Origin of the sequence: Lactiplantibacillus garii (assembly GCF_003885105.1) — a bacterium.
GTDB lineage: Bacteria > Bacillota > Bacilli > Lactobacillales > Lactobacillaceae > Lactiplantibacillus > Lactiplantibacillus garii.
On the sequence record NZ_QWZQ01000022.1, the window covers coordinates 15,312 to 32,021 of the forward strand.

16 protein-coding genes and 1 riboswitch are annotated in these 16,710 nt (G+C 47.3%); of the genes, 4 read left to right on the forward strand and 12 right to left on the reverse strand.

Translation table 11 applies throughout. The features are described from left to right. Positions 1-7 precede the first annotated feature (7 nt). Positions 8-565 (reverse strand): aminoacyl-tRNA hydrolase, encoded by a 558-nt coding sequence (gene pth, locus D1831_RS07770; protein ID WP_125072367.1) that lies wholly within the window; start codon positions 563-565, stop codon positions 8-10. Between the two features lie 326 nt (positions 566-891). Here pth and D1831_RS07775 point away from each other — a divergent pair, with 326 nt between their 5' ends. The 3 genes from D1831_RS07775 (at position 892) to cbpA (ending at position 4,263) form a co-directional block, all read left to right on the forward strand. Then, positions 892-1,845: an L-lactate dehydrogenase gene (locus D1831_RS07775; RefSeq protein ID WP_404819890.1), complete on the forward strand. Its 954-nt coding sequence runs from the start codon at positions 892-894 to the stop codon at positions 1,843-1,845. Between the two features lie 231 nt (positions 1,846-2,076). Then, positions 2,077-3,471 (forward strand): L,D-transpeptidase family protein, encoded by a 1,395-nt coding sequence (locus D1831_RS07780; RefSeq protein WP_125072369.1) that lies wholly within the window; start codon positions 2,077-2,079, stop codon positions 3,469-3,471. 153 nt (positions 3,472-3,624) lie between these two features. Beyond that, a complete protein-coding gene (gene cbpA / locus D1831_RS07785; protein ID WP_125072370.1) occupies positions 3,625-4,263 on the forward strand; it encodes a cyclic di-AMP binding protein CbpA in 639 nt (212 codons plus the stop codon). A gap of 692 nt (positions 4,264-4,955) precedes the next feature. Here cbpA and D1831_RS07790 read toward each other — a convergent pair. From D1831_RS07790 to D1831_RS07835, 10 genes are all read right to left on the reverse strand, one after another. Beyond that, complete coding sequence (locus D1831_RS07790) at positions 4,956-5,462, reverse strand: QueT transporter family protein (protein WP_125072371.1); 507 nt, start codon at positions 5,460-5,462, stop codon at positions 4,956-4,958. Positions 5,463-5,466: 4 nt separating this feature from the next. Beyond that, positions 5,467-5,511: riboswitch (PreQ1 riboswitch) on the reverse strand. A gap of 213 nt (positions 5,512-5,724) precedes the next feature. Next, positions 5,725-6,117 carry a type II toxin-antitoxin system PemK/MazF family toxin gene (locus D1831_RS07795; protein WP_125072372.1) on the reverse strand — a complete coding sequence of 131 codons (393 nt, stop codon included), beginning with the start codon at positions 6,115-6,117 and terminating at the stop codon, positions 5,725-5,727. 277 nt (positions 6,118-6,394) lie between these two features. Then, positions 6,395-7,522, reverse strand: coding sequence for an alanine racemase (gene alr, locus D1831_RS07800; RefSeq protein ID WP_125072373.1), 1,128 nt, complete (start codon positions 7,520-7,522; stop codon positions 6,395-6,397). Then, positions 7,522-7,884, reverse strand: a complete 363-nt coding sequence (acpS, locus tag D1831_RS07805) for a holo-ACP synthase (protein ID WP_125072374.1) — start codon at positions 7,882-7,884, stop codon at positions 7,522-7,524. The genes alr and acpS overlap by 1 nt, the downstream gene beginning before the upstream one ends. 238 nt (positions 7,885-8,122) lie before the next feature. After that, complete coding sequence (locus tag D1831_RS07810; protein WP_125072375.1) at positions 8,123-9,703, reverse strand: DEAD/DEAH box helicase; 1,581 nt, start codon at positions 9,701-9,703, stop codon at positions 8,123-8,125. Between the two features lie 252 nt (positions 9,704-9,955). Beyond that, complete coding sequence (locus tag D1831_RS07815; RefSeq protein WP_125072397.1) at positions 9,956-11,344, reverse strand: UDP-N-acetylmuramoyl-tripeptide--D-alanyl-D-alanine ligase; 1,389 nt, start codon at positions 11,342-11,344, stop codon at positions 9,956-9,958. Between the two features lie 342 nt (positions 11,345-11,686). Beyond that, the gene (locus tag D1831_RS07820) at positions 11,687-12,475 is read right to left on the reverse strand and encodes a hypothetical protein (protein ID WP_179950307.1); all 789 of its coding nucleotides are present in this window, start codon (positions 12,473-12,475) and stop codon (positions 11,687-11,689) included. 60 nt (positions 12,476-12,535) lie between these two features. Further along, positions 12,536-13,435: a zinc metalloprotease HtpX gene (htpX, locus tag D1831_RS07825; protein WP_125072377.1), complete on the reverse strand. Its 900-nt coding sequence runs from the start codon at positions 13,433-13,435 to the stop codon at positions 12,536-12,538. A gap of 11 nt (positions 13,436-13,446) precedes the next feature. Next, entirely contained in the window at positions 13,447-14,007 is a 561-nt protein-coding gene (locus D1831_RS07830) for a LemA family protein (protein ID WP_125072378.1), read from the reverse strand. Positions 14,008-14,112: 105 nt separating this feature from the next. Then, positions 14,113-14,817, reverse strand: a complete 705-nt coding sequence (locus D1831_RS07835) for a class A sortase (RefSeq protein WP_125072379.1) — start codon at positions 14,815-14,817, stop codon at positions 14,113-14,115. A 199-nt stretch (positions 14,818-15,016) separates the two neighbouring features. Here D1831_RS07835 and D1831_RS07840 point away from each other — a divergent pair, with 199 nt between their 5' ends. Continuing rightward, positions 15,017-16,153, forward strand: a complete 1,137-nt coding sequence (locus tag D1831_RS07840; RefSeq protein ID WP_125072380.1) for a baeRF6 domain-containing protein — start codon at positions 15,017-15,019, stop codon at positions 16,151-16,153. 216 nt (positions 16,154-16,369) lie between these two features. On the opposite strand, the gene D1831_RS07845 is transcribed toward D1831_RS07840, so the two are convergent. Then, positions 16,370-16,615: a type B 50S ribosomal protein L31 gene (locus D1831_RS07845; RefSeq protein ID WP_125072381.1), complete on the reverse strand. Its 246-nt coding sequence runs from the start codon at positions 16,613-16,615 to the stop codon at positions 16,370-16,372. Positions 16,616-16,710: the final 95 nt, after the last annotated feature.

The following is a 16,710-nucleotide window of genomic DNA, read 5'->3' on the forward strand; positions in this document are numbered from 1 at the left end:
TCCCTGACTAGTTATACTGATTCATGACCGCGGCAAAGTCCCCCGTGGTAAGCCAAGCTTCAATGGCGGCTACCGCCGTAATCTTGGCGTCGTTAAAGGCGGCTTGTTGTGCTGGTGAAAATTTTCCCAACACGTAGTCGACCACGCTCATTTTTTGCGGGTGGTCGATGCCCACCTTAACGCGTTTAAACTTCTGATCCCCCACGTGATTAATAATGCTCTTGATCCCGTTATGACCACCAGCCGAACCCTTTTGTTTTAGCCGCACCTTGCCCAACGGTAAATCAAGGTCGTCGTGCACGACTAAGAGGTCAGCCGGGGCCACGTTGTAGTAACTCATCAGGGGACCAACCGCCCGGCCCGAATCGTTCATATAAGTTGACGGTTTAACAATCATTACTTTTTCGCCGTCTTTAAAGGCCGTTGCGACCTCCGCCTCAAACTTACTCGTCTGAAAATCGGCGTTTAACCGCTGGGCCACTTCGTCAACGACCATGAAGCCAACGTTGTGGCGCGTCTGTGCGTACTTGTTTCCGATATTACCCAATCCTACGATCATTTTCATGTGATTAACTGCTCCCATTATCCTTGGCATACCAAACAGGCCGAATCGGGACTTACCCTGATTCGGCGATCCGCCTGTTGCTTATTTTTCAAGCCTGAAAAATGCGTTACGACCCTCAAAAAGTGCGGTCATTTTCATAACGCTTATTTAGTGCAATCAGTATACCACAATCCCCACGTAAACGCCCGCCAAACGTGCGCTCGTCAATTTGTGATAAATTTATTAAAAGCGTGTAAAAATTAGCGACTTGTGATTGTTAATCATGGTATAATCTAATCGTTGAAAGACAAATTTTCGTTACGAGAGGATGACTTATTTTGACAAGCATGCCAAATCATCAAAAAGTTGTGTTAGTCGGCGACGGCGCCGTTGGATCCAGTTACGCTTTTGCCATGGCACAGCAAGGAATTGCTGAAGAATTTGTAATTGTTGATGTCATCAAGGACCGCACCAAGGGTGACGCCCTGGACCTTGAAGACGCCCAAGCATTCACCGCTCCCAAGAAGATTTATTCGGGTGAATACAGCGATTGCAAAGACGCTGATTTAGTTGTGATCACTGCTGGTGCCCCACAAAAGCCCGGCGAATCACGTTTAGACTTAGTTAACAAGAACTTAAACATTCTGTCTTCCATTGTAAAACCAATCGTCGACTCCGGTTTCGACGGCATCTTCTTAGTTGCCGCTAACCCGGTTGACATTTTGACTTACGCTACTTGGAAATTCTCTGGTTTCCCGAAGGACCGCGTTATCGGTTCCGGGACTTCCTTAGATTCCTCCCGTCTCCGGGTTGCCTTAGGTAAGAAATTCAACGTTGATCCACGTTCCGTTGATGCTTACATCATGGGTGAACACGGCGACTCTGAATTTGCTGCCTACTCAACGGCTACCATTGGGACGCGTCCAGTTAAGGACGTTGCTAAGGAAAACGGCGTTTCAGAAGCCGACCTTGCCGAACTTGAAGATGGCGTTCGTAACAAGGCTTACGACATCATCAACTTGAAGGGTGCGACCTTCTACGGTATTGGGACCGCCTTAATGCGGATCTCCAAGGCCATTCTCCGCGACGAAAATGCCATCTTGCCAGTTGGTGCCTACATGGACGGCCAATACGGCTTAAACGACATTTACATCGGTACTCCCGCAGTCATCGGTGGCACCGGCTTGAAGCAGATCATCGAATCCCCGCTTTCAGCCGACGAAATGAAGAAAATGCAAGACTCCGCTGCAACCTTGAAGAAGGTTTTGACGGACGGCTTAGCTGCACTCGATAACAAATAGTTTTAAATTACACCGAACCCGGAAATTTTCCGGGTTCTTTTTTTATGCACTGGCTCAGCCCGTCAACGTTATAAACAATGACTACCAGTCACGATCTTTTATGACGACTTAATGCGCAAAATGCGCTTTCTTTGTGTTTTCACCCCATCAACACCAGCCTTAGGGTTTGCACTTCGTGGGATTCTGTTATAAGGTGAAAATATTACAAACCAAACGGAGGCCAACATTATCATGAAGCACAAACGCGGGCTCATCATTGGTGGCAGCATTCTCGGCATTCTTATCGTGGCCTACGCTGCTACCAGCCTAATCTGGCAAAACCAGCGGACGTTCTTACCCAATACCGAAGTTGCTGGGATCGACGTCAGTGGTCAAACCGCCGCTCAGGCCGCTCCTAAAGTGAATCACGCTTTAGAACACCGCACCTACCACATCGTAGAAAACGGACAAACGCAGTACAGTTTTACAAGCAAGTCGGCCGGTATTTCCATTAACACCAAAAAAGATTTAAGTCAGTTAGTTTCCAAACAAAACTATTGGAGTTGGCCCGTTGCGTTACTAACTTCCGCGCAGGCAGCCAATGACGCGGCCGTCGGTAATTTAACAATTGCCAAGACCGATTTACAGACCTTACTCAAAAAAATTACGACTAAGGCCAACCAAACGCACCGGACTAAAACCGAAAACGCTAAGTTAGTTTACAAAAATAACGCGGTCGCCATAAAAAAAGAAGTCCAAGGGACGGAATTAAGTCAATCCAAACTCAAAAAACTCGTCGTTAAATCACTAAGTGAAGGCAAGAGTCAAATTAGTTTAAAGGACGCCTACGTCAGCCCCACCGTTACGAGTACTAACGCTAATTTAAAATTGGCGCAACGCAAGTCCCAAAAGTACGCGGTCGAAACGGCCACGTATAAGATCAACGGCCACAAATTCACGATTCCTCACGATACGATCCTTAGTTGGATCAAAGTTGATCAACAGGGAAACGTTACTTTGGATCAGAGTGCCGTTTTAAGTTACGTTAAACAATTAAACGCTAAGTATCACACCTACCACACGACCCGCACGTTCAAAAGTACCAAGCGTGGTACGGTCAAGGTCAGCGGTGGCTTCTACGGTTGGACAATCAAAACCAACGCCGAAGCCAAGGCCCTTTCCAAAGAAATCTTAGCCGGTAAAGACTTTACCCGTTCACCGTTGATCAACGGTTCCGGTTACAACAACAAGGGGACCGACATCGGAAATACCTACATTGAGGTCGATAAGGTCAACCAGCACATGTGGGTCTACGTAGACGGTAAATTAAAGGTCTCAACCGACGTTGTGACTGGTAAGCCCGGCAAACACGCCACGACAACCGGTGTCTGGTACGTTTGGAGCAAGCAGCGTAACGCCACCTTAAAGGGTGATAACGACGACGGCTCCAGTTACTCACAACCCGTTTCCTACTGGATGCCGTTTGACAATACCGGTGAAGGGATCCACGACTCGTCATGGCAAACTAAGTACGGTGGAACCTGGTATAAAACCCACGGTTCGCACGGTTGTGTCAACACCCCACCATCGGTCATGGCCAAAGTATTCGCGGCCGTTCCAACTGGGACACCCGTCATCGTTTTCTAATTTAAATTTAATTTATAAAAGCCAGTCCGCACCATTCAGACTGGCTTTTATACTGCTTATATCCGTCATTCCAGCGCAGATTGCTACAAAACAGTTTTGATTTTATGGTATTATTTATTAAAACAAACTAATAAATCTGGGGGATCATCCGTTATGTTATTAAAAACTCTCGTTAAACCCAAAGAACGTTTAACCACGGTCACTGCTGATTCGACCTTGGAAGAAGCTTTACAAGTCCTTGAAGACTCCGGCTTCCGCTGTGTACCGATTCTTGACGAAACTGGCCACATTTTCCGCGGCAATATTTATAAAATGCACATTTATCGCCATAAGTCCCTCGGGGGTGACATGTCCCTCCCCGTTACCTCATTATTAAAAAACGCGACCAAAACGATTCAAGTCGACGCCGCCTTTTACAACGTCTTCTTCTCCATCAAAGACTTGCCATACATTGCGGTGCTTGACGAACACGGTTACTTCTACGGCATCCTAACGCATACCCGGTTACTCGACATGCTGTCGCAATCCTGGAACGTTAACGTCGGCAGCTACGTCCTTACCGTTGTTTCCATCGGTGAACGGGGCGACCTTGCCGCCATGGCCAAAATCATCACTAAGTACACGTCCATCGCCGGTTGTTTGACCCTCGACGTTCAAAACGGCACGCTGGGTCACCGGACGTTATTCACCCTTCCAGAAAATGTCGATACCGAAAAATTAAAACGCATCACCGACAACTTAAACCGTAAACAGTTTAAAGTGATCGAAGTGGAAGACTTACAAGCCGAATAATCTTACTTTTATAACGCCATTAACGTTAACTCGTTAGTGGCGTTTTTTAGTTCAAGGCCTTTAAGTTACCAGATTTAATTTAAATTGGTTAACCCAATCTGTTTTAAATTCCGCTTATCGATTCTAAGTTAGTGCCTATTTCCCAGCCCTCCAGGCTTAGACTAGTCATTGGCGGGCGTTAAACACTAATTTGCTTAGTCTTAATGGCACGTTGCTTAAAACACTTGATTCTAAGTGCCAACCAGATTGGTTTTCGCTAGATAACGATAAATACTCTTTAATCCATTACATACAAGACTAGAAAAAATTTCAAGGTATCTATGACGTTGCGTAAAAATCGTCAGTAAATGGGAAAATTCTTTTTCAATTTACTGACGAATATCAATTCTAACCTACTCGGCTACTTATCCAATTTAAATAATGAGATTCCATCTAGGCACCCGGAGAAGTTTTGGCATATCGCTGTGAAATTGTTGTTGGTCGCGGTCTTTTCGCGGGCGTCGTCCCAGGTGGGGCATTGTTCTAACTAGTCCCACGTCGCAAAGTTACGATAAAAATAGTCAGCGAGTTATTAACGGCTCAACTCGCTGACTATTTTTTAAATGACGTTTAATTCAATTTTGAACGAACTGTGTTTCAACCCGTTAGGGCCTTTCAGCATGCATCAGGCTTCAACTATCCCGTGATGACAACTAACTGATGCGGTCGCTAAAGTGTAGGACCCGGTTGAGACCGTACATGATTGGGGCCGTCACCGTCATGATGATGAGTTCGGATAACGCGGTCGTTAAATAAGTCGGCCAAAATGCGACCCCGCTACTCATCAGCGTAATCATCAGGGCAATCATGAACATTGAAACGGTGAATAAAAAGATGTTTAAAGCCATCCGCTGCCAGACTGTTTTTAGTTTGGGTGCGAGCCAAGTCAACGTTAATAACGCTAATAGCGATTGGCCCCCACCAAATAGGACGTTTAAAAGACTGGCACCGGGCCCAAAGGCGTCAAATAAGATGACACCGGCAACGATGCCCCAAATGTACTTCCGGTTAAATACGGCCAAGTGATTCAGGCCTTCCGATACCCGAAACTGAATGGCGCCGGAAGCTAAACTAAGTGCCGCTGGTCCGAGGCATAGTACCACGTACATGGCGGCCACCAGGGCGTTAATGATCCACGGCCGGATTTTTGATTGAGTCATACGATTCCTCCTAGTTTTTTAACGTGGGATGGTTACGAACCACGTATTCAAAATGCAAAAACGGTTTTCATCGTAGCACGGCGGACACTTTGTCGCAAGCGCTAATCGCCTTATTTTTAACGACGCAACGGTTTGTTAGTTCAAAAAAGGACCCTCGTTAGTTACTATTACAACTAACGCAGGTCCCGCTAACTATTTACCCGACTCGGTCTTCGCACCGAAATGGATCAATTATGTAAACAGACTAATCCCCATCAATCATCTATGGTTGCAAGGTGCGTTGTGAATGCCGTTTGGTACGGTCGGCTAACCCAATGCTAATTTGCAAAGCGTTGTTGACCCGCCGCATCGTTTGGTCATCTAAATGCGTCACCCGGTCCTTTAAGCGTTGCTTATCAATCGTCCGAACTTGTTCTAATAACACTACCGAATTTTTTTCAATTCCCGTATGGGCAGCGTTAATGTTCACGTGGGTCGGCATTTTTGCTTTTTGTACCTTTGCGGTAATCGCCGCAACAATGACGGTAGGACTATAATGATTCCCAACGTTATTTTGAACGATTAACACCGGACGCATGCCGCCCTGTTCAGATCCAACGACTGGTGATAGATCTGCATAAAAAATATCACCACGCTTAATATCAGCTGCGGCCATCGCCTCATCTCCCTTTGTGCTGACACCCATAGTTACACCTAGTACCCCATTGTACTTTAATTACGACTATTCTTGCTACTCATAATAGCATGAATTCTTTACTTTTAGCAACCGTTTACTAATTTTGGCTAATCAACTAATTATTAGTCTAACCATTTACTACTGTCATTTTATAGTGATTAACAACGGAAAAACTACCACCCAGCCACGGTTTATGGCCAAGCAGTAGTTTATATTTAAACATTATTTTATTTTTAATGAAGTTAAAAATTATTCGCTAATCAACGTAGACCCGGGGAACCCGGGGAGCGATGCCACACGCGATTTCGTAATGGATCGTTCCACAATAATCGGCAATATCTTGCAAACTAATGGTCTGATCACCGTCCGTCCCGACTAAGGTGACCTTCGTCCCCACCGGAACTTCGTGTGGTAACCGGACCATCATTTGGTCCATGCAGACCCGGCCCACGATTTCACAAACGTGACCATCCACTAACACGTGAAAGCCTTGCAAACGACGTTCATAACCGTCCGCGTAACCAATCGGAACCGTCCCGATCCACTCGTCTTTAGCCGCGGTATAGGTTGCACCGTAACTAATCGACTTGCCCTTCGCTAGTTTTTTAACGAACGAGAGCTGGGCCGTTAATGACAGTGCCGGTTGTAACGAGTAAGGCGCGCTCAGTTCACGGCCCGACGGATTCAATCCGTACAGGGCGACCCCGAAACGAACCACGTTGCCGTTACATGCTTGGTGCCATAAACTAGTTGCTGAGTTGGAAACGTGCACGTACTTCGGTAACTCGTCCACCGCTGCAATTAACTTTTTCCAATTATCCAGCTGGTGCGTGAAATAGGTGTCGTCAGCCTGGTCCGCGGTAGCAAAATGGGTAAAGATTCCTTCAAAATCAAACGCGGTTTGCGGTTCCCGTAACGTTGCGACCGCGGCAGCCAACTCGGTCGGCGTCTGAAACCCGATCCGGCCCATGCCGGTATCTAACGCTAAGTGGACGTGTAACGGGACCCGGACTTGGTTAGCCGCTAAAATGTGTTTAGCCGTTTGTAACCAGTCAAGCGACCCGACCGCCACCGAAATATCCTTTTCGGCAATTAACGGTGCGTATTCGGGCTCGGTGATTCCTAACACCAGAATTGGTTCGGTGATTCCCGCCGCCCTCAACGCCAGTGCCTCGTCCAAAATTGCGACACAAAAGCCGGTGGCACCAGCTTGTTTAGCCGCCTGTGCAACCTGAATAATGCCGTGTCCGTATCCGTTGGCCTTGACCACGGCCCAGAGTTCGGTCAGCGGATCCTTACGATCCATTTCCGTTTTAATGTTATTTTTAATTGCCTGCAAGTCGACTGTGACTTGTGTGTGGCGGTGTTCCCCAATTACAACCATCACATTTTGCCTCTTTCCAATATAACTTGTGTCATTACGAGTTGATCCGTATGCGAAATGGAAATCCACGCCGGACCGTCAAACGGGTGGCGGGTAATTTCCGGTTTTCCCGCCGCGTTATCTAAAATTTCAATATCTTGAAAGCCAACCGCAGCGCCGATGCCAGTTCCAAAGGCCTTACTATAAGATTCCTTAGCGGAGAAGCGGCCGGCTAAAAATTCGACTTGGCGTTTTTTACCATAACGCGTAAAGACGGCCAATTCGGCCGGTGTCAAAACCTTTTCTGCGAGCTTTAACCCGGCTGCCATAATTTGTTGAATCCGGTTCAGTTCCGTCACGTCAATTCCGGTTCCGTAGATCATTTTCCGCTGCCGCCTTTCAAGACTAATTATCACGTTTGATGTTTCCAATTTACCACAGCTACGGGAACGATAAAAGGTTAAACAGCACGCAATCTTTTCACGCTGACGTGAAGGTTCTTTTGCATTAACTGATTTGGTATCATTCTACCATTGTGACCAAACAAAAAAGCCGAGCAAACGCTCGACTTTTTAAAACGAATCCGTCTTTAACGACGTTAATTTGTCATGTTACTTAAACTTAATCGTTCGTCCGAATGGTGTAGCTCCGCTTGCTGCTTTGCTTACGCCCTTCATCATGATTACGGTTATTACTCCGGTTGTCGTCACGTGAACGACCCTTGTAGCCGCCGCTCTTACGGTCGCCACGACCACCGCGGTCACGATCGCGATTACGACCGTTGTGTGAATAACCGCCACGGTTCCCACCGCGGCCGTTGCTATTCCGGTTACGGTTACCACGGTAACCACCCCGACGGTTGTTACCGCCACCCTTATGGCGTGGTAATGGCCGTTCCGGCGTAATCTTAACGGGTACCGCCGTTGCGTCATCCTTAGTTAATTCGTTTAATAACGCCGCAACTAAGTCGGTCGCATCGTATTTCTGTAATAACTCACTAGCTTGGTCGGCAAACTTATCCGTCGACGTTTTAGCAACCAACGTATCAACGTCAGCTTCCGCAGCGGCTAATTGACCGGCAAAAGCTTCGGCTTCAGTTGGTGGCTTCAATGGTAACATCCGCTTCTTGGTCAACTTTTCAATGACCCGCAAATATTCCATTTCGTTTGGTGTCACGAAGGTCAATGAAACCCCTTTGTGCCCCGCACGACCCGTCCGGCCGATCCGGTGAACATAACTATCCGGATCTTGAGGAATATCGTAGTTGTAAACGTGGGTCACACCAGAAACGTCAAGTCCCCGGGCAGCCACGTCGGTTGCAACCAAGATATCCAACTTACCGGCCTTGAATTGACGCATAATTTGCGTCCGTCGTTGTTGACTTAAATCACCGTGGATTCCAGCAGCGTTGTAACCACGCGCTTCCAACCCCTTTGATAATTCATCAACCCGGCGTTTCGTCCGACCAAACACGATGGTGAGTTCAGGGGACTGAACATCAAACAAGCGCGTCATAATATCGAACTTTTCGTATTCCTTGGCCTTAACGTAGTATTGATCAACCGTATCAGCGGTCATTTCTTTTGATTTAATTTTAACGTGGTGCGGTTCCTTCATGAACTGAACCCCGATGCGCTTGATTTCAGGCGGCATCGTTGCGGAGAACAGCATCGTTTGGCGTTCGTCCGGCACCTGTTTGATAATGGATTCGATGTCTTCTAAGAATCCCATGTTCAACATTTCGTCCGCTTCGTCCAAGACGAGCATCTTCACGTGGTCCAACTTAACGGTACCACGCCGGATGTGGTCTAATAAACGGCCCGGCGTCCCAACAATTACTTGGGGATGTTGTTTCAGATTTCTGATTTGACGGCGAATGTCAGCACCACCGTAAACGACTTGGACTTTTGCCCGTTCGTCTTTACCCAAACGGAAGATTTCTTCTTGAGTTTGGATTGCTAATTCACGCGTTGGTGAAATAACTAAGGCTTGGATATTATGGTTGTCAAAATCCAAGCGTTGTAGGATTGGTAACGCAAACGCAGCGGTTTTACCCGTACCGGTTTGAGCTTGACCAATCACGTCTTTACCTTCAAGCACCATTGGAATGGTTTCTGCTTGAATTGGAGTGGCTTCTTCGTAGCCTGCTCGGTTAACTGCTTTAAGTAGGCTATCGGTTAAGCCTAGTTCTGTAAACTTCAAATATGTTTCCTCCTAAGGATGACACCATGGGATTACTGATAGCTAGGAAAAAATCCGTTCCCCGTAAGGCGCTGTCATGTAAGCCAACGGTCTGACTTTCAAATGGTACAACTGAATTATCATACACCGGTTACCCTAAATAAGCAAGAAAGACCCCTAGCACGAACGGGCCTGAAACGGTTGAGCTAATTTTTGTTAGCGTCACCATTACCTCCCCGTCGCGAGGAGTCTCTCATGATAAAATTTCAAATTTTATTTTTCATCAACGGTTTCCAGAGCCGTTAAAACGTTCTCAAGGTGAATCCCATGACTCCCCTTTAACAGGACCTGGTCATCCGCCTGGACTTCGGTCTGTAAGTCCGCAATTAACTGAGCCTGTTCATCAGTTGGGTAATAGTGCACGGCTCCGGCCGGATACTTAGACGCCAGCGCGGTGGCTAACGCCCGCATGTGCTCGCCGTTCAAATAAACACTCGGAATGGTGTCCGGATTTAACTCACCCGCTAAGCTAACGTGCAGCGCATCCGACTGTTCACCTAATTCCAACATATCACCCAATACGGCAATCCGTTTACCCTTAGCCGGTACCGCGGCAAAGGCTGCCAAAACTCGCCGGGCCGCGGTGGGGTTCGAATTATAAACGTCGCTTAAAATGGCTTCACCCTTACTACCAGTAAGCCATTCCGTCCGGTTTTCGGTCGGAACGAAGCTTGCCAAAGCCTGTTTGGCCGCGGCTGGTCGGATGTGGAACGTATCGGCTACGAGTAACGCGGCCAACGCGTTGTTAACGTTGTACGCCCCCATCATTGGAATCGTGTACGTGTCGTCGGGCCACAAACTGGCCTTGAACGCCGTTTGCGAACGACTCGTCGTGACATCACTTCCAGCTAAGGTGTTGGTTGCTTCCAGGCCAAACGTCCGTTGGTGCTGCGTGACTTCTTTAGCTCGTTCCTGCAGGAGGGGTTCGTCGCCGTTAAAAATGAAGGTTCCGTCAGCCTTTAAGCCGTGGACGATTTCCATTTTGGCATCCGCGATTTTATCCCGGGTCCCAAAGAACTCAATGTGGGCTTCACCAATCATGGTAATGACCGCCACGTCGGGTTGTACTAACCGACTGAGAAAGTCCAGTTCGCCGAAGTGGTCCATGCCCATTTCGACGACCACGACTTCCGTATTAGGTTCCATACTTAGTAAAGTAATCGGAACCCCAATTTGATTATTAAAGTTAGCGTGCGTTTTCGTGACGTTAAACTGCGTACTTAAAGCACTAGCAATCATGTCCTTAGTCGTTGTCTTTCCGTTACTCCCGGTAACGGCCACGACCTTAGGGTTAATTTTTTGTAAATAGTATTGACCAAGTTGTTGTAACGCACTCAGGGTATCCGCCACCATAATAACGGGTAACTCACTCGGGGCACTGTCGGCGTGGTCGCTGGCCCAAAGGGTGGCAACGGCGCCGTGATCGATGGCACTTTGAATAAATTGGTGCCCGTCGTTTTCGCCAACGAGCGGAATAAATAGGTCACCCGCTTGTAGGCGCCGGCTATCAAAGGACACTCCCGTTACGTTAACATCGGGCCAAGCTTGTTCAGCGTTGACGGCTTGAACGGCCTTGGCAATTTCGGTAACTTGCATCTTCATATAAATTAAACTCTCCATTCGTGGTTCCCGTAACGGGTAACCCAATTTTGACTAAGGTTCCACTTTCTCGAATCGTAGCAACTAAAGATCTAGCTACGCGCATAAAAATTATACCACTTTAGGGACCAGAGTGTGAGGTTCTGCCGGGTTGCGTGTGAGCATTGCCTAGTCAGCGGTGAAATGCGGGCCTGGCAGTTTGCCGCTGACGTAGCAAGCACAGCACGCAGCTTGACCTGAGCACGTTTCAAACCAAAACAAGCAACTACCCCACCCAGGAGTAATTGCTTGTTCAACGTTACTGTTCACCAACTAGTGGCTTTTTCATGTGCAAGTTACCAATTATTATAAATGGTCCTCAAAAGCGGCTTGATCGTGGACTTGCAGCCCCCATTTACCCGAAACCAAATTAAACTCAAGGGTAGCAACGTTATGCGTCCGACGGTTTTCTTCACTTCGATCCGGATCAAACACTTCAATGTCGTCGTTTGCCATTTCGGTGTGAACTGGGACTAACAGTTGCCGTTGGCGAACCATCGATTGATCAAAATAGATGAACAATCCATCCGGCATTAATTTCACCAATTGTTTCAAAATATCTTCCGGCACCCGCGGAACGCTTAGCGACCGCATAAACATCCGCCGTCCCCGGTACGCGGCCAAAGTGTGGCGGATAATGGCCGCACTGAGTACGTGACTAAAAGCTGAAATGTAGTAAAAGTACAACTTGATGCCACCATTACGCTGTTCAAGAAAGACGTAGTGGTTACGCAATTTATAATTAAAAGGTGACCGGATGGGCCGGTCCATGTGACCCAGGTACAATAGTTCCGCAATTTCCGTCGCGGTCAAGAAGTCCAGGTCGCCCACTTCGTCATAATCCAACCACTTAACGGGGAGCGAATGTGTTTGTAACAGATACCGTCGAATCTCATTTTCATCGTTGATGACGTTTAATCCAGTATGGGCGTTAACGGCGTGTTCGTCATCGTCAACCCCGACCAGCGAAACAATGTTCGCCGGTAAACGTTTGATACCATGTACGAAGTCACTCTGATCAATTCCATAGGCAAAGACTAAATTATCAAGTTTTTCTAAATTGGCGTAAATATATCTGCGTTGCAACCGTCTCACTCTTTCAACTGTCTATTTAGTCCTATTATAATCCGTTATCAAAATAACCGCAGTCTTTTATTACATCTTTTTTAAACGGGCGATGCGGTCGGCCATTGGCGGATGCGTGTCAAACAGGTGCGCCCACGATTTTTTAGCTTTAAACGGATCAGAAATGTAAAGGGCCGCACTGCTGGGGTCCGCTTGCTGCATCGGCTGACTATCATCAATTTTCTCTAAAGCGTTGATCAAGCCCACCGGGTTGCGGGTTAATTCTACACTACCCGCGTCAGCTAAATATTCCCGGTTACGGGACAGCGCCAGCTGAACTAGGCTGGCCGCGAGCGGTGCCAGAATTATGACCACGACCGCCAAGATCATTAACAGCGCTTGCGCCCCGTTACCATCCCGGTCATCGTCACGCCGGCGCCGACCGCCACCCCACCAAAAGGCGTTCATTCCCCAGTTCACTAGCAAGCTGATTGCAGCGGTGAGGGCTAAGGCAATGGTTTGTAACCGAATATCATAATTACGGACGTGGGTCATTTCGTGCCCAATCACGCCCTCCATTTCTTCGCGGTTCAAACGGGCTTGAATTCCCGTCGTCACCGCAACGGCAGCGTGTTGCGGGTTGTTGCCAGTGGCAAACGCGTTGGGACTGTCATCATCGATAATAAAGACCCGCGGCATCGGGACCTTTGCTACCAGTGCCATGTCTTCGACGGTGTGCCAAAGTTCCGGGTCGTCATCCGCACCGTGTAACTCGCGGGCGTGGTTCATCCCCATGACAACGTCGGTCGACTGGCCAATCATAATGGCCATGTACACCGCCGCAACGATAATTGCCATCAACAGTCCGGCAACCGTATTATCAAAAAAAACGTACCCGACGGCCATCCCAATCACGGCCACTAAAACAACAAAAGCGGCCATCACGTAAAACGTGTGCCGCTTGTTGCGGGCAATTTGCTCAAATAACATGGGCGTAACCTCTAATCTTCAAAAGAAACTTTCGGTGCTTTCTTTTCCGCCTCCGGTACGGTTAGGAATTCGACCTTTTGGAAATGGTGAATTCCCGCAACCAGGTTAGACGGAAATTGTTGTAATTTCATGTTATAGCTGGCCGCACTAGAGTTGAACAATTGCCGTGAATAAGCAATCTTATTTTCCGTGTTCGTTAACTCTTCCATCAGCTTACCAAATTCCTGGTTAGCTTTTAAATCCGGATAGTTTTCGGCCAAAGCAAAGATACTCTTTAACGAATTCGTTAACTGATCCGAAACGGCCATCGCTTGTTGGTGATCACCACTCGGAACTTGGGTCAACTGGTTCCGTAAGGTCACCACTTGCTCTAACGTACTCTTTTCGTGCTTTGCGTAGCCCTTAACGGTATTGACCAAGTTAGGGATCAGATCCGTACGCCGCTTGAGTTGAACGTCAATTTGACTCCACGCTTCCTGGGTGTACATCCGGGACTTGACCAAACCGTTATAAATTACAACGTAAATCGCAATTAGGACTAAGATGACAGCAATAATAACTAAACCTACCATCAAGTGAGACCTCCTCTGATAATTTCTATTGGCATCCTTGCCAATTACTTACATTGTACCCTGAATTGGGGCGTGAAAACACCGTTCCCCGTAAATGTAACAATGTTAATATTTGTTATTAAAATGACTCGCAAACGATTTTTGAACGTTCGTCGGGGCTTGCTTAAAGGCCCACTTCTGCACGTACGTCCCGCGAATCATTAACCGTCCGGCGCCGGTCTTATCACACGTAATCAGGGTCACCAGTTTTTTACCCGGTACGTCGTCAATGACTTGCACGGCGGTCGCCTTGATAAACGTGCGCTGTGTCGTTTTGTAAGCGTAAATGTGCTTTGCGTCGGATAAATAGATCATCTGACCAACCTTACTCTTATAGTACAAGGGACTAAATAGCGCCCCGTGCTTGATCATGTGGTGTCCAGCCAACGCGTAGTTTCCGCTCCCCATTTGCTGATCAGCCTTCATCGTTCCAGCAGCGAGCGCTAACGTTTCGTTGCTGACCCCGCTTCCAATCGGTAAGTATAAATTAACTGATGGTATCACAATCGAACCAATCACGTGAATGGCATTCTTGTTCATGCGCGCCTTTGCGACCGTTTGAAAGTCGAGTGATTTGACCTTCGAAAAGTTGAAATCACCCTTCTTTTTAGCGTTTTGTTTGACCGACTTAGCCGTTACCGTTGGTGAATACGAGCTAACCAGCCAACTCTTGATCTGTTCATTAAAAATTAGTGCTAATGATATCGCAATTAATATGACAAATAAGCCCCGACCTAACCACTTTAAAGCGGGATGCTTTTTTGATTGCATAACAATGCCCTCCCATACGTTTAACGTCAATCATTTAAGACGTCTACCGTAAATATACCTTAATTAGTCAGTAGAAGAAAGTACCGGATTCGTAAAAACGTTATTAATCATTTTATTCTTATCATAATCATAATATTTGCATAAAAGATATTAATTTTGTTATGCTAGATGTATTAAATATAGAAAGTAGGTTGGACCTATGGATACCATGGTAAAAAACGATCTCACCCAGTTAATGCAGCAACGTGACACCGGGCCATTCATCGCTATCTATCTGAATACCGCGGCAGTGCTCAACGACTTAAACCAGCAACGCTTAGAATTTAAGCAACTGGTTAACGACGCTCGAACCCAGTTGGCCCACCGCTTTCCCAGTGTGAGTTTTCAACCGTTTCACGCGCAGTTTGAACGCTTAATGAACGATAATGACTTTTGGTTGCAACACACCGGGCCCCAGACCGGCCTCATCGCAAACGACCAACAATTAATGATCTTTGACCTCCAGTACCCAACCGACAACCAGGTCATTGTCAACGGGATGCCGGCCATCCGGCCCATTCTAGCTGACCGGCAACACGAATTTGACTTTGACCTACTGGCCCTCAACGAAGATTCGATGGCCCTCTACGAGCAACGTCGGGGTAACTTTACGTTAGTTGACCTATTACCCGGTGCACCGCTCAATTTGAAAGCAACGCTGGGGAGTGAAAAACGCGGTGGCGACTTAAACTTTAACTCGAGTCCGGTCCACGGGGTTAACTACCACGGTCATAACGCTAAGGCGGAAGAACGGGAGATCGACCAGAAGAATTATTACCACCACGTGGCCCAGTACTTAACGGACTATTCGCAAAGCACCCAGCGACCGTTAATTTTAATGGGGTTACCCCATAACCAGGCCCTTTTTCGTCAGGTCAATAAAAACCAATATTTATCCGCCTACTTGAGTATCCCTAAATCACCCAAGAACTTATCGTTAGGCGCGATGCAAACCGCCACCGAAACCATCCAAACCAAGTGGCACACCCAGTTAGCCGACATCATGTTGGACCGTTACGACCAAGCCCAGTCGCAAAAACGGGCTTTGAGTGATCCGTTCGACATGATCAAGCCCGCGTTAAGCGGTCGCGTTGAAATGCTGATCGTCGCGAGTGGCGCCCAAGTTGCCGGCACCCTGCCAAGTAGTGACGTCATGCTGACCGACCCCGTCGCCGAACCGGATAACTTAATTGACGACTTAGTTGACGTCGTGATGGCTAAAAACGGGCAAGTGCGAATCATTCCCGCCGACCGTATGCCTAATGGAACGTCCGCGTTAGCCATCCTGCGCTATTAGTGACCGTTATTTAAACTAACGCGCGCAACCTGATCCGCGCTTTCGAAGCACGGGTGACAAAATTTTAAAAGTGTAAATTACGCAAAATGAACGGCGTAATTTACACTTTTTATGTGCCATGGCAGCGATGCTGAAACGGGGCACCGCCATGCTTCACTAGTAGCGATGCCACAAAAAAATCCCCCAGCAAGCTGGAGGATTTCACAATTGTTAAGCTTATTTGAGACCGTATTTCTTGTTGAAACGATCGACCGCACCATCGGCTTTGGTGAACTTTTGTTTACCAGTGTAGAATGGGTGTGAATCGGAAGTAATTTCAACACGGATCAATGGGTAAGTGTTCCCATCTTCCCATTCAACAGTTTCGTCAGACGTTGCCGTTGAACCAGAGAGGAACTTAAAACCAGTCGTTGAATCTTGGAAAACAACTTCGTGGTAATCTGGATGGATTCCTTTTTGCATGTTTTTTACGCTCCTTTGCCCTGAATCATTTGCTGAAACAGAGATTATCATTGTTTTAATCAACGAGTAACATCTTATCATGAACCCGCCATACT

What these genes read in the sequence shown, in the direction of transcription:
- htpX (WP_125072377.1), bottom strand. Translation starts at nt 13,435, where the DNA reads ATGTTATTTGAGCAAATTGCCCGCAACAAGCGGCACACGTTTTACGTG.
- D1831_RS07845 (WP_125072381.1), bottom strand. Translation starts at nt 16,615, where the DNA reads ATGCAAAAAGGAATCCATCCAGATTACCACGAAGTTGTTTTCCAAGAT.
- acpS (WP_125072374.1), bottom strand. Translation starts at nt 7,884, where the DNA reads ATGATCTACGGAACCGGAATTGACGTGACGGAACTGAACCGGATTCAA.
- D1831_RS07780 (WP_125072369.1), top strand. Translation starts at nt 2,077, where the DNA reads ATGAAGCACAAACGCGGGCTCATCATTGGTGGCAGCATTCTCGGCATT.
- D1831_RS07830 (WP_125072378.1), bottom strand. Translation starts at nt 14,007, where the DNA reads ATGGTAGGTTTAGTTATTATTGCTGTCATCTTAGTCCTAATTGCGATT.
- D1831_RS07840 (WP_125072380.1), top strand. Translation starts at nt 15,017, where the DNA reads ATGGATACCATGGTAAAAAACGATCTCACCCAGTTAATGCAGCAACGT.
- cbpA (WP_125072370.1), top strand. Translation starts at nt 3,625, where the DNA reads ATGTTATTAAAAACTCTCGTTAAACCCAAAGAACGTTTAACCACGGTC.
- D1831_RS07835 (WP_125072379.1), bottom strand. Translation starts at nt 14,817, where the DNA reads ATGCAATCAAAAAAGCATCCCGCTTTAAAGTGGTTAGGTCGGGGCTTA.
- D1831_RS07790 (WP_125072371.1), bottom strand. Translation starts at nt 5,462, where the DNA reads ATGACTCAATCAAAAATCCGGCCGTGGATCATTAACGCCCTGGTGGCC.
- pth (WP_125072367.1), bottom strand. Translation starts at nt 565, where the DNA reads ATGAAAATGATCGTAGGATTGGGTAATATCGGAAACAAGTACGCACAG.
- alr (WP_125072373.1), bottom strand. Translation starts at nt 7,522, where the DNA reads ATGGTTGTAATTGGGGAACACCGCCACACACAAGTCACAGTCGACTTG.
- D1831_RS07775 (WP_404819890.1), top strand. Translation starts at nt 892, where the DNA reads ATGCCAAATCATCAAAAAGTTGTGTTAGTCGGCGACGGCGCCGTTGGA.
- D1831_RS07795 (WP_125072372.1), bottom strand. Translation starts at nt 6,117, where the DNA reads ATGGCCGCAGCTGATATTAAGCGTGGTGATATTTTTTATGCAGATCTA.
- D1831_RS07815 (WP_125072397.1), bottom strand. Translation starts at nt 11,344, where the DNA reads ATGAAGATGCAAGTTACCGAAATTGCCAAGGCCGTTCAAGCCGTCAAC.